This is a genomic window from Rheinheimera baltica, assembly GCF_030731985.1.
GTDB classification, from domain to species: domain Bacteria; phylum Pseudomonadota; class Gammaproteobacteria; order Enterobacterales; family Alteromonadaceae; genus Alishewanella; species Alishewanella baltica.
In genome coordinates this window covers 26169-46874 of record NZ_JAPJDY010000002.1, presented here as the reverse complement: position 1 = coordinate 46874, position 20706 = coordinate 26169, and the positions used below count along the sequence as shown (strand labels likewise).

The window sequence follows — 20706 nt, the reverse complement described above, 5'->3', positions numbered from 1 at the left end:
GTAATACGTTAAGTTAGTGAAATTGGAGAAAAAAGATGGACTTGTTGAAATTAAAGATGGCGACTATGGCTGTACTACTAGTCGCAGTAGCTGGTTGTAGTGCTTCTGTAGATCGTGATGTTGCTAATGCGACAACAACTGAAGAGACAGTGCAAGTTGATGAAAATGGCGAAGTTACTGCCGCCACTGATGAAAGTAAGTTAGTTTGTTATCATGAAAAGAAAATTGGTTCTAACCGCAAAACTACCCGCTGTATGAGCAGAGCCGATCGTGATAAAATGCGCGAAATGTCGCGTGAAGCGTGGTTACGTCAACAGCAAGGTTCTGAAACAGGTGGTGGTTAATTATTAGTAATAACACAAAATTTCCTTTGGGAGCTAATTACCCAGAGTTAGTCGCTAAGGCGATAAAAGCGCAGCAATTTAATGCTGCGCTTGATATTTATGCAAGCTGGTTTGACGCTGAACCTGCCTTTTTTTTATCCAGCAAAGCGCTTGGGCAAACTCAACAGACGCACATCAAAAATGCGGCTAATTTGGCCCGAAAGGCTTTGTATGACAAAGTTCAGGTTATTACAAACGTCAGCAGCAGAATAAACAAGGCAATCCGCTTTTATTTTGGCCTTGAAGCCAAGCAGTTTGAACAGCCACTTCAGCAACCCTCTTTTTTTTATATTCCCGGGCTACCAGCGAAACCTTTTTATACAGTAGAAGAAATTCCTGGCTTGGCTGATATATTAGTGCAGCTTAACGGCTTTAAGCCCGACCTACTGGCTCTGGGGCAAAATAGCTATCAGCAGTATGTTGAAACTTCTGGCCCGGTACCTAATACCACTGACTGGCAAAACGTTAAACAAAAATGGCTGTCTACGCATTTATTACGTGGTGACAAGAAAACGCCTTTTGCTGATAGTAAATTAACTGAGTGTCAAAAGGTGTTAGAACACCCTACAATAGCGCATTGTCCGCCACACGCTGCTGAAGCATTTGTGTCGTCATTACTTTGCGGCGCTAAGATCCCAGCTCATTATGGTATTTCTAATGTTAAACTGACAGTGCATATGCCACTGCAGGTAAATGCTGCTGCGTATTTGCGTGCTGGTGACGAGCAGCGGTATTGGTCTGAGCACGACAAGGCTATCGTGTTTGATGATAGTTTTTTACATAGTGCGGCAAACCAGGGTGGGGCTCGGCGTGATGTATTTATTTTTGATGTTTGGCACCCTTCATTAACCGTTGAAGAGCAAAACGCTATTAAGCATTTTATGGCAGAGCATCAGCTTTGGTCAGAAAAATATGCTAAATTGGCTGCATTGGATGCCCGTTTGTAGCGTTAAAAATGATTAGCTTAGACCTTATTAAACGTTTTCAACAAATTTCGTATTATTTTAATCAACACGCTTTCATACAGGTTGTTGCATTATTTAGCCCTGTGCTTGCGGTAGATAACGTGCCCGCTGAAATAGCTCTTATGTACGCGGTGTCGCTACGTCGCCTTGGACAGCACGAAAAAAGTAAAATCTGTTTCTCAACCGCATTAAAAGCACATCCCACTAATGCTGCCCTTAGAAACTCATTTGGAAATTTATTGCTGGAGATGGAGCAGCCACAGCTGGCGCTGGCTGAGTTTGCTCATGTAACTAAATTGGAGCCAACAAATTCGGATGGCTACCTAAACAGCGCCAGAGCGCTTAGCCGTTTGGCATTATATGACCAGGCACTGGAACACTCTAAAACGGCGCATAATTTACAACCAAATAACATGAATATTGCCATTGCGCTGGCTGAGAATTTGGTAAATACAGCGCAGCTAGACAAAGCAGAGGCACTGTATGACAAGCTACTGCAGCGCGAACCTCACAATATAAAGCTACTAAACAACTTAGGGAATTTAAAGCGCCAACTAGGTAGTGCAGCGGATGCTATTCATTTGCTGGAGCGTGCTGCTACGTCGAATAACTCAACTGTACTGCGCAATCTAGCGGCATGCTATGTATTGGAGAATCAGTTTGAGCGTGCTTACAATTGCTATCAGGCCGCTATTGCTGCAGCGCCGGACGATGTGCTTGCCTATGCCGAATATGCGGCATTATTATGGCAGCAAGGCGATGCAAAACCGTTTTTACACATAGAGCTGCGACTTAACGCGGCGCCAGAGCATCATGCGCTTAGAGTTGACTACATAAAAACGCTGCTAAATATAGATCAGCCTGATACCGCTGAGCGCTATTTAGAGCCTTTACTACAACATTTTCCCTCCGACAGCGCAGTTTTGACATTGGCCACTACCGTATACCGTAATAAAGGTGATTTAGAAAAAGCCGAGTATTTCGGTCGAAGTGCATTAGCGCAAGTCAACAATACGTCCAATATTGCCGCAAGAAGTGAATTGGCGTTTACCCTGTTAGCACAACACAAAGGCGAGGAGGCCTTAGCTCACTACCATCACTTATGTGATGACGACCCGTTAAATCAAGGCTGGTGGACTACGCTAAGTTCTGCGTTGAAACTTACCTCTGCAAAGCAGCAATACAACTGGTTATGTGACTATACGCTGGTAAGTGCCGATGTGATAAGCAGTCGGGAGAGTAGCGCTTTATTGCCGGTGGATTTCAATCAGCGTTTGTTGCCGCTATTGAATCAGCTACACTGCAATGCCCGCCCTCCACTGGGGCTTTCGCTGCAAAAGGGGTCTCAAACGTTTGAGAATATCTTTGACCGCCAAGATGCCGTTTTACAACAGTTGCAGCAAGCGGTGATACATCAAGCTTGCAAGTTTATTAGCCAGTTGCTGCCTGATCCTAAGCACCCTTTTTTATCGCGACTATCAACCGATCTTAAATTTCAGGGTTCGTGGTCGGTGCAGTTGCGCGACGAAGGGTTTCATAAGTCTCATTTTCATCCAATGGGTTGGCTAAGTGGGGTTTATTATGTCGATGTGCCGGACGCGGTTGAACATGATGGTCAGGGGTGGCTGGTATTTGGTCGGCCGGATATACCCAATGTTCTGGATGTTGGCGATTTTGCTGTAAAACCTCAACCAGGTATGTTGGTGCTGTTTCCCTCTTTTATGTGGCATGGTACAAACCCGTTTAAGTCTGCTACAAATCGGGTGACTGTCGCATTTGACATAGTGCCTGAGTCAACCGGTCACAGTAGGTCTTTTTAATGCTTAAATCCCAATTTGATCAGGCACTGCGCCTGTTTAATCAACATGATTATGCTGCGGTTGTTGCCGCTTGTAAGCCGCATGTGCAACACCCTATGTTTAAACTATTACTTGCGACAACTTATGGTAAGTTAGCGGAATATACGCATTCAGAACCGCTGTTTTTGGCGTTGCGCCAGCAATATCCGACAAATTTAGATGTCTTATTTAATTTTGCTTTAGTATTAAAGTTGCAGCAGCGCATGGCGGAAGCTCAGGCACTGTTGCAACAGTGTTTGACGTTAAATAATCGCTACCATGCGGCGCATAGCGCCCTTGCTGGGATTTATGCTACACAAGGCAACTTTGAACAGGCACAAGTGTATTATGCTCAGGCATTGGCGCTACAACCTTATAATGTTGAGTATTTGTTTGGAACCGCTCAGTGCGACTTCGGCCAGGCAAGGTACCATAGTGCTCATAAGAAATTAACTCTTGCGCTTGCCCAAGGTGTTCACTTGCCCTCATTACGCTTGCTTAGCGTTGTATTGTATAAATTAAAAAGCACTCAAGCGATGCGGCAGTTGCGGCAGCAACACGCCGAGCATATCAAACTTGATCCTGAGATTTTACTCTATGCAGGTTTGATTGAGCTTGACGAGAAATGTTATGTTCAAGCACTTAACTTGTTAGAAAAAGCACAGGTGCTGGCAAACAAAGCCTGGTTCGAAATCGATGCAAATTTGTTGTACTGTCGCTATTTACTCGATGCCGACAAGCAAATATTGCAACAAATTATTAGTTTGTCGCAGCAGGTTGCTACGGTAGAAGCATTCTATTTTAGTGCTAACTTGCTTGAAACATTAGGGCAATTGTTACAGGCCGAACAGCTTTTAGATATCGCATTACCGCTTTTTCCTCTTACACCGAGCTTACTGTTGGTAAAGGCTAAAGTGTTAACCCGGCGTCGGGAGTTTAACGAAGCGTTGGCAATATTAGATGAAATTTCTAAGCCAGAAGGCACTGAGATGCAGTTAGATATATGCTATCAAAAAGTGCAGATATTTGAAGCGCAAGCGCGTTACAATCTGGCTGCTGAGCAAATTATTCATGCTGGTAGTTACGTGCAGCAAGTTTCAGTGCTTGATGGTTTAGAGCAGGATGCCCAGCGTGCCGTGCAAGATATACAGCAAGGCGTTCCGTTACGCGGCACTCATGTGCGTAAGTTAGTCTTCATTATCGGTTTTCCTCGTTCGGGTACTACTTTGCTTGAATCGCGTTTAGCGCTAATTAACAACGTAAAAATATTAGAAGAAACGCACGCCGTTAAGCAGTTTTATCAGCAGTTAGAGCGCCAAGCGAATGGTCAAAATGTAATGGCATACCTGGCAAATTTATCTGCTGAGCAGCAAAACTTGCTGGCGCAGGATTACCTGGACAGTTTGCAAGATTATAGTGTTATTAACGACGATGACGTCATTGTCGATAAAATGCCGCTTAATGCCATTTACTTAGCGCCGGTGTTGGCCTTATTTCCGCAGGCTAAAATTATTCTGATGTTACGCCACCCCATGGATGTATGTATCAGTAGCCTAAAACAGCGCATGATTAACCTGTTTTCGGTTGAGAGTTTTGCTCAAAGTTACCATTGTTATTTTAATTTGCTAGCGACAGTGCAACAGCAATTCGCTGACAAAGTGCTGGCGGTAAAGTACGAACAGTTAGTAACTGACTATGAGCAAGAGTTTTCTGCAATTTTAGCGCATTGTGGACTACAGCAAGAGGCTAAGACCGGCAGTGGCAACAGCCCTAAAATGTTTAATACTCCAAGTTATCATCAAGTTAGCCAGCCATTATATACCAAGGCCGTTAACTCTTATCAGCATTACCGGTTGTATTTTGATTTTCAACATCAACTGCTGCAGACCTGGTGTAGGCAGCTTGGGTATACAGCAAGTGATTGATCAGTTTTTTGTTTAACACTGATACTTTGTGCGGCATAACGCCGCACTTTTTTAGTTATGATCACGTTCCATTTTAAAGGCTAAGGTGTAGCGGGGGTGGAAGCAAATACGGTTAGGCGGCCTGCCCACGTGTTTTATTGCGCCGTTAAATATCACCACCCGGCCAGGTTTTGGGGTACAGGCAAACACGCAATCATCTTCGTTGTTGAAAAATAGTGTTTCGCCGCCCCATTCCAGGTTCCATTCATCACAAATGTACACCAGTATAGTGAGTTCATCATTGCCGGGTTTGCAGTCTGTGTGTGTAAACAACATATCGCCAAAAGTAGCATGATTTACATAGCCACGGTAGGCCTGGTAATCTTTTCCGGTAAGCTGTTTAATAGTATCAAGGCAGCGTTGATATACTGGCAAAGATTTATAAAACATACTGTTAAAGTTAATTGCCCAGTGGCGATATTCTTGTGTTTCAGGTTTGGCAAATTCGTCCCGTTTAAATGGGCTGGCAACCAGGTTGGTATAAAGTTCTTTTGATTCAGCTGCCGGGCAAAGAGTATCGAATACCCATATCTGTTTGCCGTCTACTTCAGTGCTGTATTTAGCGTCTACGTTGTTGTTCATGGTTGTTATTAATAAATAATTATTTTAGTTAGCACGTTACCGTAGAATGCTATTTTTTTAAAGTAGCAGCTAAAATTCAACTCGAAAAGTTCAATGCTCCTATCTTACCTTATGATATCTGTCGTTGTTGCATACAGACAGCCAACCCTGCGGTTGGACATGATTACTGTGGTAGCCATCACTATTTAGTTCTACAGACCATCCACCTGAAAAGTAAAATGCTGCCCAATTGTTTTTTAACAACAGATGGCTGTTGTCCTTGCGCAGCCTAGCTATATAGCTGGTGATGTGTTTGGTTAAGGTTTTCTTATAGGTTGCTATTACCTTCGGGCGAATACATCGGAAAGATTAGCTTTGTTAATATTATTTACATATGTGTTATCAGTAACCCAGATGAACCTACCCAGATGATTTTCAGGAACATTTGTCAAAAAATATGTTAAATACTGTTTGTTAGTTTTCTCTAAATTGCTTAGGATGTAAGCAAGTGTGTCAAAGAACATACTTGATTACATTACAAAAATAATCCATGGAGAATAAGAAGAATGAAAACGAAGTTTTTCAAAAACACGTTAACAGCTGTCGCAGTCGCGGCGTCTTTGGGCGCTACGATGTCTGTATCTGCGCAAGATGCATCTCGCGGTAACCTATTAGGTCAAGCACAAGACCAAAGCGGTCAGGTTATTAGTGATGTACAGATTACCGTGACAAACCTCGAAACAGGCTTGGTTCGTTCAGTAACCTCTGGCGAAAACGGTAATTTTCGCTTTCCTTTGTTACCGCCTGGTGCATATTCACTACAGGCTACTAAATCTGGCTACGGTGTTGTAGCAGAAAAGAGCGTAAATGTTCGCGTTGGTGGTAACACCAATATGAATATCACCTTGTTGCCAGAGGGGACGATTGAATCAATCGAAGTTCGCGGATCCAGAGTGGCGATGTTGGATGCTATGTCAACTGAATCTCAGTTGGTTGTAAGCCAAGAGTTTCTCTCAAAAATACCTGTACCACGTGATTTAGCATCAGTTGCATTATTAGCACCAGGTACTACAAAAGGTGACTCAGCTTTTGGTAATCTAGCCTCATTCGGTGGTTCGTCAGTTGGTGAAAATGCTTACTACGTAAATGGCCTTAACGTTACCAATTTCCGTAATGGTCTTGGTGGTTCTGAGCTGCCATTTGAAATGTACGAGACATTTGAAGTTAAGACCGGTGGCTATTCAGCAGAATTTGGTCGTTCAACGGGTGGTGTTATTAATGCCAAAACTAAGTCCGGTTCGAACGACTTCCATGCCGGCGGCAGCGTATATCTGGAGCCATCATCAATGCGCGCTCATAGGCCAGATGTAATTTTGACTGACGCTGATGCAATAGATGAAAATGGCTCGCCTTACTATATCGTGAATAGCAATGACGAAATTTCTGAAAATAACGTAAATGCTTGGGCCAGTGGTGCCATTGTACAAGACAAATTATTTTTCTTTGGCTTAGTGAACTACAAAACACGTACTAGCGATTACTCAACTGACAACTTGTTTTATGATCGCAGCGCCAGTGATGTGCTATACGCAGGTAAGTTAGATTGGTACATCACACCCAATCATATCCTTGAATTTACTGGTTGGGATAATTCTAGCGACTTAGATACCAGCAAGTATGGTTACGACTTTGCAGCGGATACCCGTGAAGAGTTGTATGGCGATTACGTATTGGAACGTGGCGGCAAATCTTACGGTTTACAATACACCGGCATCATTAGTGATGACCTTACAGTGAGTGCGTTATACGGTGTTAATAAAGCTACCTACAGTAACGTTAACGTAGGTGATTCTGTAGTGGGTGTTGCTCATTCACCCTCTGGAATTCAGTTTTCACAGTATGGTTTAGCCACACCTTCAGTAATGGAAGATAAACGTACAGCATATCGTGTAGACGTTGATTGGTTTATCCATGAAGACCATGCACTGCGTTTTGGTTTCGATTATGAAGATTTAGAAGCTACTGAAGACACCTCTCGTGTAGGCGGTACGCTTTATCAATATCGTAATTGTACTAACTCGGATGCAGTATCAGCTGGCAATTTGTTAGACGCAGATTGTGCCCGTGTGCGTTTTAATACTTATGTTAACGCTGGGGCATTCCAAACCAAATCGAATGCCTATTACATCCAGGATACATGGCAAGTTACTGATAACATAACTGCACGTATTGGTTTGCGTAATGAAACGTTTGAAAACTACAATAAAGCAGGCGATAAATTTGTTGACGTAACTGACCAGTGGGCTCCCCGCGTTGGTGTTAGTTGGGATATTAATGGCGATGGCGAAAGTAAAGTGTTCGCGAATTACGGCCGTTACTTCTTGCCTGTTGCTACCAATACCAACATCCGTTTAGCGGGTGATGAGTTGTATACAATAACTTTGTATGACGTAATTGGCATTAATGGTGATTTGACCCCGGTAGTTGATGAAAATGCTCCTTTATCAGTAACTACTTATGCAGATGGCACTTTAAAGAGTACATTAGAAACCGTTAACGCAGACATTGAGCCGATGTATCAGGATGAGTTTATTCTGGGATACGAACGCATGCTCTCTGATAACTGGACTTTTGGTGTAAAAGGTACATACCGTGAACTTAAGAGTTCATTAGAAGATATCGCGATCGATTACGGTTTTAATGAATATTTAGAACAAGAGTTTGGCTCTTCATGTACCAACTGTACTGGTTTTCATTACTACGTGTTAACTAATCCAGGTGGCAATGTGACACTGACAACTGACCCTGATGGCGACGGCCCACTGGCTAACCAGGCATATACTGTTCCGGCAGACTTGCTAGGTTACCCAACGGCAACCCGTCAATACGGTGCAGTAGATTTTAATGTTCGCCGTGCTTTTGATGTGTGGATGATAGATGCTACTTACACCTGGTCACACAGCTGGGGTAATAGTGAAGGTTTCGTTCGCTCTGACAATGGCCAAGACGATGCCGGTTTAACGACCAACTTCGATCAACCTGGTTTAGTTGATGGGGCAAACGGTAACTTACCAAATGATCGTCGTCACATGGTTAAAATTCAAGGTGCTTATGCATTAACTGAACAGTTTAGTTTAGGTGCTAACTTCCGTTGGGAGTCAGGTCGCCCGTTAAGCTCATTTGGTTTCCACCCAACAGATGCATTTGCATCGCTGTATGAAGCCGAGTCATTCGTAAAAGACGGACAGTTGGTTAGTCGTGGTTCACAAGGGCGCACAGCCAGTAACTGGACACTGGATTTAACGGCCCGTTATGAAATGAAATTCAACGGTGCAGATATCGTGCTGCGTGGTGACGTCTTCAACGTGTTCAATAACATGAAAGTTACTGAGCGCAATGAAATAAACGAAATTTATGCTGGCGATCGTGCTGACGGTGGTTATGCAGGCACAGCAAGTGCATTGTATGGTTTACCAGATGCGTTCCAATCACCACGTTCAGTTCGTTTAAGTGCTGAAGTGAAGTTCTAAATGACTAATAGCGTATTTGCTATGTAGTCTAGTTTAGCGCTAACTGTAAACCGGGAAATGGCAACAAATCCCGGTTTTTACGTATTAAAGGAGTCGAAAGTAAACATGACTTTTGATTATCAATTTATTCTTGATGTTATGCGCCAGGGCAAGCGCACAGAAGCGGTCGCGTTAATCGCGCATTTTATTGAGAAAGCCCCCGCGTTAAAAGCTGATTGGTTAAAAGTTGCTTCTCTGGCACTTCGCATAGGCGAAATAACACTGGCAAAGCAGGCTGCCGATCTGTTTTATGGCAGCTGCCGAAAAGACATTAATGCTGATATCCATTATGCGGGAATTTACGCCGAGGCGGGCGATTTACAAAACGCATTAAAGATAATCGATCCGTACATAAAAGAGAATACAGCACTTCCGTCTTTGCAGCATTTAGCAGGAACCGTATATGCTCAGCTAGGGCAACTAGGAAAAGCCAGAGTTTCTTTAATTTATGCGCTGGAGTTAGCTCCTTATTTAGGTATTACGTGGTTTACATTAGCCAGTATCGTTAATTTCAAAGAACACCCTGTCCTGTTACAAAAGTTAGAGCAGGCATATGAACAATGTGCTGGTCAGGATTTGCGCAATAAGCAGCAATTCCTTTATGCCCTTGGCAAAGCCTATGATGATGTTGGTTATTATGACAAAGCTTGGCAAAGTTATAGTGCTGGTGCCAGTATTATTCGAAGTTTAAGTAAATACTCACCAGATACTGATACAACCGAAGTTGAAGCAATTATAAACAATTTTACGTCAGGTGCGCAGCAGCTACTGCCATATTCGCGTAGCAACTGCGAGCGAGGTATTGCTATCTTGGGGCTGCCCAGAAGCGGTACTACTTTGTTAGGACAAATGCTAAGCGAACACAGCAAGATTGCAGGTGCAGCAGAGTTCAATGGCATTGGGGCTGCTTGCTTTCATCTACAGTCGGATAATTTTTTAAACTTTCCAGCATATATAAAACAGCATGGTCATGCAGTTGGTGCATTGGACCATATAGCTAGCGTATATCAGCATGTCGCCAAGCAGTATTTTCCAAATGACGGTTTTAGAGTTGATAAGACGCTGAATCTAAACCGCTATTTTGGTATTTGGGCACAAGCTTTCCCTAAAGGGAAAGCTATTTATATTCGACGAAATGACGAAAATACGGCGTGGTCCTGCTTTAAAACTAATTTTCGCTCTCAGGCTGCATGGAGCTGGTCAGCCAATTCTATCAAGAGTTATATATCTAATGAGCGACGTTTATTAGAGCACTGGAAAACGATTTATAACGCACGTATTTTGGAAATTAACTACGAGGATCTGGTTGCCGAACCTGAACTGACTTTAACAAAAGTATGCAATCATCTCGGTCTTGAATTTGAAGGTTCGATGCTACATTTTTATAAAAGCAAGTCGCCTGTTTACACATCGAGTGTTGGCCAGGTTCATCAACCGTTAGAGCAAAGTAAGATAGAGTTATCTGAACGCTATCCTCAGTTTTTGTTTGAGCTAGGTTTATCATGATGTCTTATAAGGCCTTTGTAGCGCGCTGGTAAGTGCCAATTTTTTGAGTTTGATTTAAAAGTTATCTATGTTGAAAATATTTTTTTGAGTAGATGAAATTAAAATCATGTAAAAAAGGTCTAGTTTTATGCAATTACAAATACAACAGGTGAAAACATGAAAACAAGTAAACAATCTAACGTAGCCATGGCAGTAGGTGCTTTAGTTTTAAGCTCACTGGCGACAATAGCGACGACAGCTAATGCCAATCCTTTTACGGCTCAAGATTTAGCATCTGGCTATGAAATGGCTGCAGGTGAAGGTAAGTGCGGTGAAGGTAAGTGCGGCGAAGATAAAATGAAAGCCAAAGCCGATAAAATGAAAGAAGGCAAATGCGGCGAAGGTAAGTGCGGCGAAGAAATGATGAACGCCAAAGCCGATAAAGCGAAAGAGGGTAAATGTGGAGAAGGTAAATGTGGCGCTGATAAAGCCAAAATGACTGACAAAGCAAAAGATGTTAAAGATAAAGCGAAAGAAGCCAAGTGTGGCGGCAGTCTGTAAACTGTGTGACAAGGGCCTGCAGTTGCAGGCCTTTTGTTTAGAGGGGATGCGCGATGACGCTATTAAGTAATAGCATGGTGTCTGGTTCTGGCTTAGGCTTACGCCGTGAAATGCTGGACGAGGTGTTAACGGCCAAACCTGCAGCTATAGACTTTTTCGAAGTGGCGCCAGAAAACTGGATCCCGTTTGGTGGCAAATTACAGCGTAAGTTTCGTCAGCTCACTGAACTGCATCGTTTTATTTGCCATGGCTTGTCTTTATCTATCGGCAGTCCAGAGCCCCTAGACGTGGCTTTTGTAAAACAGGTAAAGCAGTTTTTACACCAGCATAATATTAATCTGTATAGTGAGCATTTAAGCTATTGCTCCGGCAGTGGTCACTTGTACGATTTAATGCCTATCCCCTTTACCGATGATGCCGTGCATTATGTTGCACAACGTATTCGTCAGGTACAAGACATATTAGAACAGCCGTTGATACTGGAAAATGTGTCTTATTATGCCGCGCCTGGCCAGCAGTTGTCTGAGTTGGAATTTACCTGTGCGGTGCTTGAAGAAGCCAAATGTCAGTTATTGCTTGATGTGAATAATGTTTATGTTAATTCGGTAAACCATGGCTACAACGCTGAGCACTTTATATCGGCGATGCCGTCTGATCGCATTGCCTACTACCATATTGCCGGACATTTTAAGCAAGCGGAGGATTTACTGGTAGATACCCACGGAGCCGCAGTTATTGATCCGGTATGGAAATTGTTAGCATTGGCGTATCAGCAACATGGTGTTAAAGCTACCTTGCTTGAGCGCGATTTTAATATCCCTGAGCTGACAATATTATGTGATGAACTTGCCCAAGTTAAGACGCTGCAGCAAGCAACACAGCAATTAGCATTGAGGGCTTAGGTCGATGCAGTTTCAACAAATCCAGCACGCTTTTATCAACCATATTAAAGACCCCGAAGGTATGCCGATACCAGAGGGGGTTGCTGACTCGCGTATGGCAGTATATCGGGAGCTGTTCTTTAATAACGTACAGGGCTTTGTCTCAAGTGCCTTTCCAGTGCTTAAGTCGCTTTATAGCGAAGTACACTGGTTAGCGTTAGTACGACATTTTTTCAAAAATCATCAGTGCACCAGTCCTTATTTTTTAGATATCGCCGAACACTTTTTACAGTATTTGCAACAGAGCTATAAAATTACGGAACAAGATCCTGAGTTTTTACTGGAGCTGGCGCATTACGAGTGGGTTGAGCTGTATTTAGCGACAAAACCATTGAAGGTGCTAGAAACCCCTTTGCTGCCAGAACAGGTTAACCAACAACCGCTGGCGTTGTCTGCGTTAGCATTAGTGTTGGTTTATCATGTTGCCGTGCATCAAATCAGTGTGGATTTTAAACCCGCAGTGGGTGAGCCTGAACATTGCTATTTACTGTATCGCAATAGCGAAGATGACGTGAAGTTTGTCGCGATAAATCAGCTAACGGCACTGTTGTTGCAAACGTTACAGCAAATGCCAGGTGTAGCGCTGGACACCTTAGTGCAGCAGTTAGTGCCGTTACTGCCTCAATTTAATACTGCGCAATTAATGCAAGGCGCACAAAGCATATTACAGGACTTTGCGACAAAAGGTGTGCTGGTGTCTTTTCAAGAGTGACAAAATTCATTACCATATGCGTCCATAATTCGCTGATGACAGAAGAGTAATGCAATGGCAGACGAAAATTTCAAAGACTCGTTTAACCTATGGCAGTTTCTAGCCGTGGTAGCAGTATTTGTATCTTTACTGTGTTTAGCCCCAATAGTGCGTTGGTTTCAAATTCTGGCATAATGCACTAGTTGCTTAGAAGGCCGCCTGAGGGCGGCTTTTTTGTCCCGGCAGGGACGCATAACAAAAGGTTTTCTGACATGGACAAACAAGCATTAGCGCTTGAATTAAAACAAGTTATAAAAACGGTTATTGATTACCCTAAGCCGGGCATTGTGTTTCGCGATGTCACCAGCCTGATGCAGGACGGCCCAAGCTTTAAAAAAGTTATAGATGCTTTCTGCCAGTTGTACGCTGATGAAGGCATTACCAAAATTGTAGGTACTGAGTCCCGCGGCTTTATTTTTGGTGCACCACTTGCTTATGCATTGGGTATTTCATTTGTGCCAGTGCGTAAGCCAGGTAAGTTACCACGTCAGCGTATTTCACAAAGCTACCAACTGGAATATGGTGAAGATGCCCTTGAACTGCATGCTGATGCAATAACACCAGGCGACAAAGTATTATTGGTTGATGATCTGTTAGCCACTGGTGGTACTATCGACGCTACAGCAAAATTAGTCAGGCAACTTGGTGGTATTGTTGACGATGCTGCTTTTGTCATTGCACTGCCTGATTTGGGGGGGGTAGCACGCCTGCAGCAAGCCGGATTAAATATCCTGAGTCTGGTTGAGTATAGCGGCGAATAAGTTTAGTCTGTTGCTGACTATCATAACCAAGACAAATGCAGCCTTATGAGTTACCAGGTATTAGCACGTAAGTGGCGTCCACAGCATTTTGCCCAGTTGGTTGGGCAGGAGCATGTTAAGAACGCCCTGGGTAATGCACTGAATAACAACAGACTGCATCATGCCTATTTATTTACCGGCACCCGTGGTGTCGGTAAAACTACCATAGCGCGTATTTTCGCCAAAAGTTTGAACTGCGAGCAGGGTATTACAGCAACGCCTTGTGGCCAGTGCAGTGCCTGCCTGGAAATAGACGCCGGTAACTTTGTCGACTTAATGGAAATTGATGCGGCGTCACGCACTAAGGTAGAAGACACCCGGGATTTATTAGACAACGTACAATATGCACCCAGCCATGGTCGCTTTAAGGTTTACCTTATCGATGAAGTGCATATGCTATCCAAACATAGCTTTAATGCACTGCTAAAAACACTGGAAGAACCTCCGCCGCACGTCAAGTTTCTGTTGGCTACAACTGACCCACAAAAGCTGCCTATAACAGTGCTTTCACGTTGTTTGCAGTTTAATTTACTCGCACTGAGTCCATTACAGATTGAGCAACACTTAGCTTATGTGCTTGGTGAAGAGGCTATTCCCTTTGAGCAAGCCGCGCTGGCGATGTTGGCACGTGCGGCAAAAGGCAGTTTGCGTGACTCGCTAAGTTTAACAGATCAGGCTATTGCGCAAAGTAATGCCAATATCACTCTTGATACCGTGCGAACCATGTTAGGGTTTTTGGACCAAAGTTGGGCGCAGTTGTTGCTGCAAGCCATATTGGCGCAAGATGCTCAGCAATTACAGTTGCAACTTGCCGCCTTAGTGCAGCAGCAAAATCATTTTAGCCAGGTATTGGATGACATGCTGTCGTTGTTACATCTTACCGCTCTGAGCCAGTTTAGTCTTAGTGCGGCTGCGTTTTCACCTCAGCAAGAATTTGTGCAGCAATTAGCCGATACGTTAGCGCCAGCGCAGGTACAGCTTTATTATCAGTTACTGATTAGTGGTAAGAAAGAGCTACCATTTGCGCCGGATCCGCTAACCGGGTTAGAGATGGCATTGTTGCGCGCGATGGCGTTTCAGCCTGAAACGCAAGATAGAATGCAAACACCAGCTAAGCATACTCGCGTTGGTCCTGTGCATGTCAGCCCCACTAATAGCTCACCAACGGTTACGCCTTCTTCCGTTTTACCCGGTGCGTCGCGCCCGGAGCAAATGGAGCCTCCTGTTGAGTTTGCAGCGCAAGCCGAAGTTGCTCCAGCGAAAAGTGATATTACTGAACCAGATGTTGGTGTTAAACCAGCAGACGACGCTATGACAGTGCAAGCTGCCGCTGAGCAAGAAGGCGCCGATCAACAGGTTGCTGAACCAGTAAGTGGTATCGACCCTGTTACTGCGCGAATTATGGCTCGTCGGGGTGTACAAGTAACGCCAGCACCTTTGACAAAAAAGCCTGAGCGCCAGCAGGCGCCGTTAACTGTTAAAGCCCCAATAACCCCTGCTGAGGCTGTCAGTGACAGTACCAGTACCAGTACCAGGGGCAATAGCAAAGGGTATGACAACGACAATACCGCGCTGCAGACACAGCAAACAGCTCAGATAGTGGCATCGCAATCTGCACGTCAAGCAGCACCGCAAGCCGCCGTTGACTCAACAGTGCTTAACCTGTCCAATGACGATTATGACGATGCTGATGACACTGATATTGCACAGCTTGATGCAGCCGCTACCGATGCGCTTTGGCAACAGTACGAACAAGACATGCAGCAAGCAGTCAGTGCAACACCGCCAACGCCCGAACCAGTATTAGCGCAATTTGATGGTAGTATTAACGATCAGAATTTTTCTATTCGCTTTGCCGCGCAGGTAGATGCCTGGGCTGCAAGGGTTGAAACACTGGATACTGGTGGTCTTAGCCGGCTATTTCTACTTAATTCAGCGATGCAGTTAAATGGCGCCATCTTAGATTTAACCGTCGCTCAGAGTCAGCAGCATCTGGACAGTGCTGGCTTTAGAGGAAAGTTACAACAGGTATTAGAACTGAGTTTTAACCAGGCGTTGACCATTAATGTTAGCTATCAACTCGACGTGCCTAATAGTCCGTTGTCTATTCAACAGAAAATTGTACAAGAGCGCATGGTGTATGTCAGTCGGTTGTTAGAACAAGACGAAAACGTATTACAGTTACAACAGATGTTTGATGCTCAGCTACTGGCTGAAACGATAGTTGTCAATTAACCCGAAAAGCTTGGCTAGCTTGAATTTTGGTGACGAAGTCATTATCTTGTCGCCGATAACACTGCAGTGCAGCAGCACTGGCTACGAATTTTTAATTTATACGGCAGGTAAAAGTTATGTTTAAAGGCGGTATGGGTAATATCATGAAGCAGGCGCAAGCCATGCAGGACAAAATGCAGAAAGTACAGGCTGAGATTGCCGCCATGGAAGTTACGGGTGAAGCCGGTGCAGGTTTAGTAAAAATTACCATGTTGGGTAATCACAACGTTCGGCGTGTTAGCATTGATGATAGCCTGATGCAGGATGACAAAGACATGCTGGAAGACTTGATTGCTGCTGCGATAAACGATGCGGTACGCCGCGTTGATGAAACCAGTAAAGAAAGAATGGCTGCTGTTACCGGTGGTTTGCAATTGCCACCGGGTATGAAAATGCCATTCTAATGAGTCGGCATACCCCTTTGTTGCAACAGCTGATTGATGCGTTGCGTATTTTGCCAGGTGTAGGGCCAAAGTCTGCCCAGCGTATGGCATTTTCTTTGCTGGAACGCAACAGGGAAGGGGGCGCGCACCTGGGTGCTGCACTTAATGCTGCAATGGCAAAAATAGGGCACTGTCAGCAGTGCCGTACTTTTTGCGAATCTGACCTGTGTCATATTTGTGCCGACCCGAGCCGGGCGCAGGACGGTATTATTTGCGTGGTGGGCTCTGCAGCAGATCAAATGGCGATAGAGCAAACTGGCCAGTTTAAAGGGCGCTATTTTGTCTTGCAGGGCTACTTATCGCCACTTGATGGTATTGGGCCACAGGATTTGGGCCTTGATATCCTCAGTAACACACTGGTAAAGCATAATGTCACCGAACTTATTTTGGCGACTAATCCGACCGTTGAAGGTGATGCTACGGCATTCTATATTGCCGAACTATGTAACAAACAACAGGTAAAAGTGTCCCGCATTGCACAAGGTATCCCGGTAGGTGGAGAGTTGGAATTTGTGGATGGCACGACACTGTCACATGCTTTTAGTGGTCGTAAAGCGTTTTAATCTGTTATACCCCTGCTTGAAATCCGGTTAATCTCCCCCATATCAGTTGTCAGTGTATGGCTGCGCGATGCAGCCAGATGTTTAACTGTCAAACTTTGATGTTCGAGGATTAGCACAATGAGTGATACTACAGCCACTTCAGCAGGCCAGAAGCAAACCCACGGTTTTCAAGCCGAAGTCAAACAGCTGCTGCAGCTGATGATACATTCACTGTATTCCAATAAAGAGATTTTCTTGCGTGAGTTGGTATCGAATGCGTCCGATGCCGCAGACAAACTGCGTTTTCTTGCCTTGTCAGATGGCAGCCTATATGGCGACGATGGTGACTTACGTGTTCGTATTAGCTTAGATGAAAAAGCCCGTACGTTAACAGTTAGTGATAATGGCATTGGTATGACACAAGAAGAAGTGATCAGCCACTTAGGCACCATTGCCAAATCTGGTACCAAAGAGTTTTTCTCGCAGTTATCTGGCGATCAAAATAAAGACTCTAAATTAATTGGTCAATTTGGCGTTGGTTTTTACTCTGCGTTCATTGTTGCCGACAAAGTCACTGTACGAACGCGCAAAGCAGGCTCTGCAGCGAATGAAGCGATTGAATGGGAATCAGCTGGCGAAGGGGACTACACCATTACGCCGGTTACCAAGGAAACCCGTGGTACCGATATTGTTTTACACTTACGTGAAGGCGAAGATGAATTCTTAGGTCGCTGGAAAGTAGAAAGTATCGTAACGAAATATTCTGACCATATCAGCATCCCGGTAGAGCTGTGGCAAGAAGAACAGCCAGAGGGTGATGGTGAAGATGGCGAAAAAATTGCGGCAGTACCAGGCCACTGGCAGGCAGCAAACAAGGCAACTGCCTTATGGACACGTGATAAGTCAGATATAAGCGACGAAGAATATCAGGAGTTCTACAAGCATATTTCACACGATTGGAGCGAGCCGTTAAGCTGGAGCCACAATAAGGTTGAAGGTAACAATAACTACACCAGCTTATTGTATGTGCCGAAAAAAGCGCCTTTTGATATGTGGAACCGTGACGCTCAGCATGGTTTGAAATTGTACGTACAGCGTGTCTTTATAATGGATGACGCTGAACAATTTATGCCAAGCTACCTGCGTTTTATAAAAGGCTTACTGGACTCAAGTGATTTACCACTGAACGTGTCCCGTGAAATTTTACAGGACACCAAGGTCACTCAGGCACTGCGTAAAGGCTGCACCAGTCGCGCATTGAAAATGCTTGAGAAGTTAAGCAAAGATGCTGAGCAATATCAGGCATTTTGGAATGAATTTGGTCAGGTGCTGAAAGAAGGCCCGGCCGAAGATATGGCCAACAAGGAACAGGTAGCCGCATTGCTGCGTTTTGCATCAACGCATAACGATGACAGCACACAAAATGTTGCTCTGGCTGATTACATCAGCCGGATGAAAGAAGATCAAGACGAAATCTACTACATTGTTGGTGACAGCTACACCGCAGCCAAACATAGCCCGCATTTAGAAGTATTGCGTAAAAAAGGTTTGGAAGTGTTACTACTATCAGATCGTATCGATGAATGGCTGGTGCAGCATTTAACTGAGTTTGATGGCAAGAAACTGCGCTCTGTTGCTAAAGGCGGACTAGATTTATCAAAGCTGGATGATGAAGAGACGAAAAAAGCACAAGAGGAAACCGAAAAAGCGTTTGCTGATGTATTAGACCGGTTTAAGACAGCCTTAGGCGATCAGGTGAAAGACGTTAAAGTGAGCCATCGTTTAACCGAAAGTCCGGCTTGTGTGGTTACTGATGAGTTTGATATGAGTACCCAGATGATCAAACTAATGGAGTCAGTAGGGCAGAAAGTGCCTGACGTGAAGCCTATTTTTGAGCTGAACCCTGAACATCAATTGGTTAAACGTGTTGCTGATGAGCAGGATGAAGATCGCTTTAAACAATGGGCCGAAGTGTTACTGGATCAAGCATTGCTTGCTGAGCGTGGTAATTTGAAAGACCCTGCAAGCTTTGTATCGCGTTTAAACAGTTTGTTAATTTCTTTGGCCGGTTAACCGTGTTACAGGCACGGCGTTTTAGCCGTGCCTTTTCCTCTGCATATAACCGTTATCGCTTTATCTCGTTTGATGCTGCCGCACTGCGCCTTTAAAATTACAACTTTAGTCGATATATATAGGCTGTTGTTACCTAAATAACTGTAATTTTCTGCCGTTTTAACTGACTAAACCCCGTGAATGGCTTCTAAACCAACTAGTACGACTAAAAGCCAATGAAATAGCCTGACCAGTTGTCAGCAATAGACAAACTTCTTGTTTCAGACTTCACATTATGTAAAGATCCAATCCTTATTATTAATGAATCAATCCCAAGACATGAGGGTGTTGCTATGCGCATAATTTTGTTGGGTGCCCCGGGTGCCGGTAAAGGTACTCAGGCTCAATTTTTAATGAGTAAGTACGGCATTCCACAAATCTCTACCGGTGACATGCTTCGCGCGGCGATTAAAGCGGGTACAGAACTCGGTTTAGCGGCTAAGCAAGTAATGGATGCAGGTCAGTTAGTCTCAGACGACATTATTATCGGTCTTGTTAAAGAACGCATTGCCCAGCCAGATTGTAGCAAAGGGTTTTTGTTAGATGGTTTTCCTCGTACGATCCCGCAAGCTGATGCCATGAAAGATAAAGGTATCGTGATTGACCATGTTATTGAATTTGATGTGCCAGACGAAGTTATTGTTGAGCGTATGAGCGGTCGCAGGGTACATCCAGCATCTGGACGTGTATATCATGTACGTTATAACCCTGCCAAAGAAGACGGTAAAGACGATGTTACTGGTGAAGAATTGGTTATTCGTCCGGATGACGTAGAAGAAACCGTTAGAAAGCGTTTGGCGATTTACCACGAGCAAACAGAGCCATTGGTAGGTTACTACCGCGCAGAGGCTGACGCTGGTAATACCCGTTACCATCACATTAATGGTACTAAAGCGGTAGATGTAGTCACAAGTGAACTGGTCGCACTGTTAGACTAGGCTAAATTGTTAAATTTTTGCTAGTTAAAAGCCCTGATATTTCAGGGCTTTTTTGTGTCGGCTAGTCGAATGATTTAAGCCACTTTATTAGCATGATGCAGTGAGGTTGGTGATGTGGCATGACCAATGCTAATTTTGCGCGGTTTCAGCGCTTCGGGAACTTCTCTCACCAGTTCGATATGCAATAAGCCGTGTGCCATATGCGCGCCAGTAACTTTAATATAATCTGACAGCTGGAACTTCCGCTCAAAGTTACGTTCTGCTATACCTTGATGCACAAATCGGCGGCCGTCATCTTTGCCGACTTTTTGCCCTTTAACCAGCAGGGTATTATGCTCAGTTTCAATACTGAGTTCTTGCTCATCAAAACCGGCTACAGCCATAGTAATACGGTACTGATCTTCACCTGTCACCTCGATGTTATACGGTGGGTATGCAGGTTGTTTTTCATTACGTGCTGCTGCATCCATTAAATTAGCTAAATGATCAAAGCCAATAAATGAACGGTAAAATGGAGTTAAATCAATATTTGTCATAACTAATTCCTCAAAAGCAATCAGGGTTTTGCTGCCCTTCAAT

General features: G+C 44.2%; 17 protein-coding genes. 15 read left to right on the top strand and 2 right to left on the bottom strand.

Annotated features, from left to right (window positions below; translation table 11 throughout):
• The first annotated feature begins 65 nt into the window (after positions 1-65).
• From ORJ00_RS03105 to ORJ00_RS03090, 4 genes are read left to right on the top strand one after another with little or no spacing between them, the layout of a single operon-like run.
• Complete coding sequence (locus tag ORJ00_RS03105; RefSeq protein ID WP_306138963.1) at positions 66-344, top strand: hypothetical protein; 279 nt, start codon at positions 66-68, stop codon at positions 342-344.
• A gap of 26 nt (positions 345-370) precedes the next feature.
• Positions 371-1330, top strand: a complete 960-nt coding sequence (locus ORJ00_RS03100; RefSeq protein WP_306138962.1) for an aspartyl/asparaginyl beta-hydroxylase domain-containing protein — start codon at positions 371-373, stop codon at positions 1328-1330.
• 8 nt (positions 1331-1338) lie between these two features.
• Positions 1339-3168, top strand: coding sequence for a tetratricopeptide repeat protein (locus ORJ00_RS03095; RefSeq protein WP_306138961.1), 1830 nt, complete (start codon positions 1339-1341; stop codon positions 3166-3168).
• Positions 3168-5111: a tetratricopeptide repeat-containing sulfotransferase family protein gene (locus ORJ00_RS03090; RefSeq protein WP_306138960.1), complete on the top strand. Its 1944-nt coding sequence runs from the start codon at positions 3168-3170 to the stop codon at positions 5109-5111. Before ORJ00_RS03095 ends, ORJ00_RS03090 begins: the two co-directional genes overlap by 1 nt.
• Before the next feature lie 51 nt (positions 5112-5162).
• Here ORJ00_RS03090 and ORJ00_RS03085 read toward each other — a convergent pair whose 3' ends face one another.
• The gene (locus ORJ00_RS03085) at positions 5163-5732 is read right to left on the bottom strand and encodes a 2OG-Fe(II) oxygenase (protein WP_306126182.1); all 570 of its coding nucleotides are present in this window, start codon (positions 5730-5732) and stop codon (positions 5163-5165) included.
• 545 nt (positions 5733-6277) lie between these two features.
• Here ORJ00_RS03085 and ORJ00_RS03080 point away from each other — a divergent pair.
• The 11 genes from ORJ00_RS03080 to adk all read left to right on the top strand — a co-directional run bounded on the left by ORJ00_RS03080 (position 6278) and on the right by adk (position 20127).
• The gene (locus ORJ00_RS03080; protein WP_306126183.1) at positions 6278-9241 is read left to right on the top strand and encodes a TonB-dependent receptor; all 2964 of its coding nucleotides are present in this window, start codon (positions 6278-6280) and stop codon (positions 9239-9241) included.
• Positions 9242-9346: 105 nt separating this feature from the next.
• Positions 9347-10786 carry a tetratricopeptide repeat-containing sulfotransferase family protein gene (locus ORJ00_RS03075; protein ID WP_306138959.1) on the top strand — a complete coding sequence of 480 codons (1440 nt, stop codon included), beginning with the start codon at positions 9347-9349 and terminating at the stop codon, positions 10784-10786.
• 156 nt (positions 10787-10942) lie between these two features.
• On the top strand, positions 10943-11326 hold the full coding sequence (locus ORJ00_RS03070) for an HvfA family oxazolone/thioamide-modified RiPP metallophore (protein WP_306138958.1): 384 nt from the start codon (positions 10943-10945) through the stop codon (positions 11324-11326).
• Between the two features lie 53 nt (positions 11327-11379).
• Positions 11380-12228, top strand: coding sequence for an HvfB family MNIO-type RiPP peptide maturase (locus ORJ00_RS03065; protein WP_306138957.1), 849 nt, complete (start codon positions 11380-11382; stop codon positions 12226-12228).
• Positions 12229-12232: 4 nt separating this feature from the next.
• Positions 12233-12979 carry an HvfC family RiPP maturation protein gene (locus tag ORJ00_RS03060; RefSeq protein WP_027669865.1) on the top strand — a complete coding sequence of 249 codons (747 nt, stop codon included), beginning with the start codon at positions 12233-12235 and terminating at the stop codon, positions 12977-12979.
• Between the two features lie 251 nt (positions 12980-13230).
• A complete protein-coding gene (apt, locus tag ORJ00_RS03055; RefSeq protein ID WP_306138955.1) occupies positions 13231-13779 on the top strand; it encodes an adenine phosphoribosyltransferase in 549 nt (182 codons plus the stop codon).
• A 45-nt stretch (positions 13780-13824) separates the two neighbouring features.
• On the top strand, positions 13825-16053 hold the full coding sequence (gene dnaX, locus ORJ00_RS03050) for a DNA polymerase III subunit gamma/tau (RefSeq protein ID WP_306138954.1): 2229 nt from the start codon (positions 13825-13827) through the stop codon (positions 16051-16053).
• Between the two features lie 116 nt (positions 16054-16169).
• Positions 16170-16496, top strand: a complete 327-nt coding sequence (locus ORJ00_RS03045) for a YbaB/EbfC family nucleoid-associated protein (RefSeq protein WP_027669868.1) — start codon at positions 16170-16172, stop codon at positions 16494-16496.
• Entirely contained in the window at positions 16496-17098 is a 603-nt protein-coding gene (recR, locus tag ORJ00_RS03040) for a recombination mediator RecR (protein ID WP_306138953.1), read from the top strand. The genes ORJ00_RS03045 and recR overlap by 1 nt, the downstream gene beginning before the upstream one ends.
• 117 nt (positions 17099-17215) lie before the next feature.
• Complete coding sequence (htpG, locus tag ORJ00_RS03035; RefSeq protein WP_306138952.1) at positions 17216-19150, top strand: molecular chaperone HtpG; 1935 nt, start codon at positions 17216-17218, stop codon at positions 19148-19150.
• A gap of 332 nt (positions 19151-19482) precedes the next feature.
• Positions 19483-20127: an adenylate kinase gene (gene adk / locus ORJ00_RS03030; protein ID WP_305976423.1), complete on the top strand. Its 645-nt coding sequence runs from the start codon at positions 19483-19485 to the stop codon at positions 20125-20127.
• Between the two features lie 74 nt (positions 20128-20201).
• Here adk and ORJ00_RS03025 read toward each other — a convergent pair whose 3' ends face one another.
• Complete coding sequence (locus ORJ00_RS03025; protein WP_027669872.1) at positions 20202-20663, bottom strand: Hsp20 family protein; 462 nt, start codon at positions 20661-20663, stop codon at positions 20202-20204.
• Between the last annotated feature and the right edge of the window lie 43 nt (positions 20664-20706).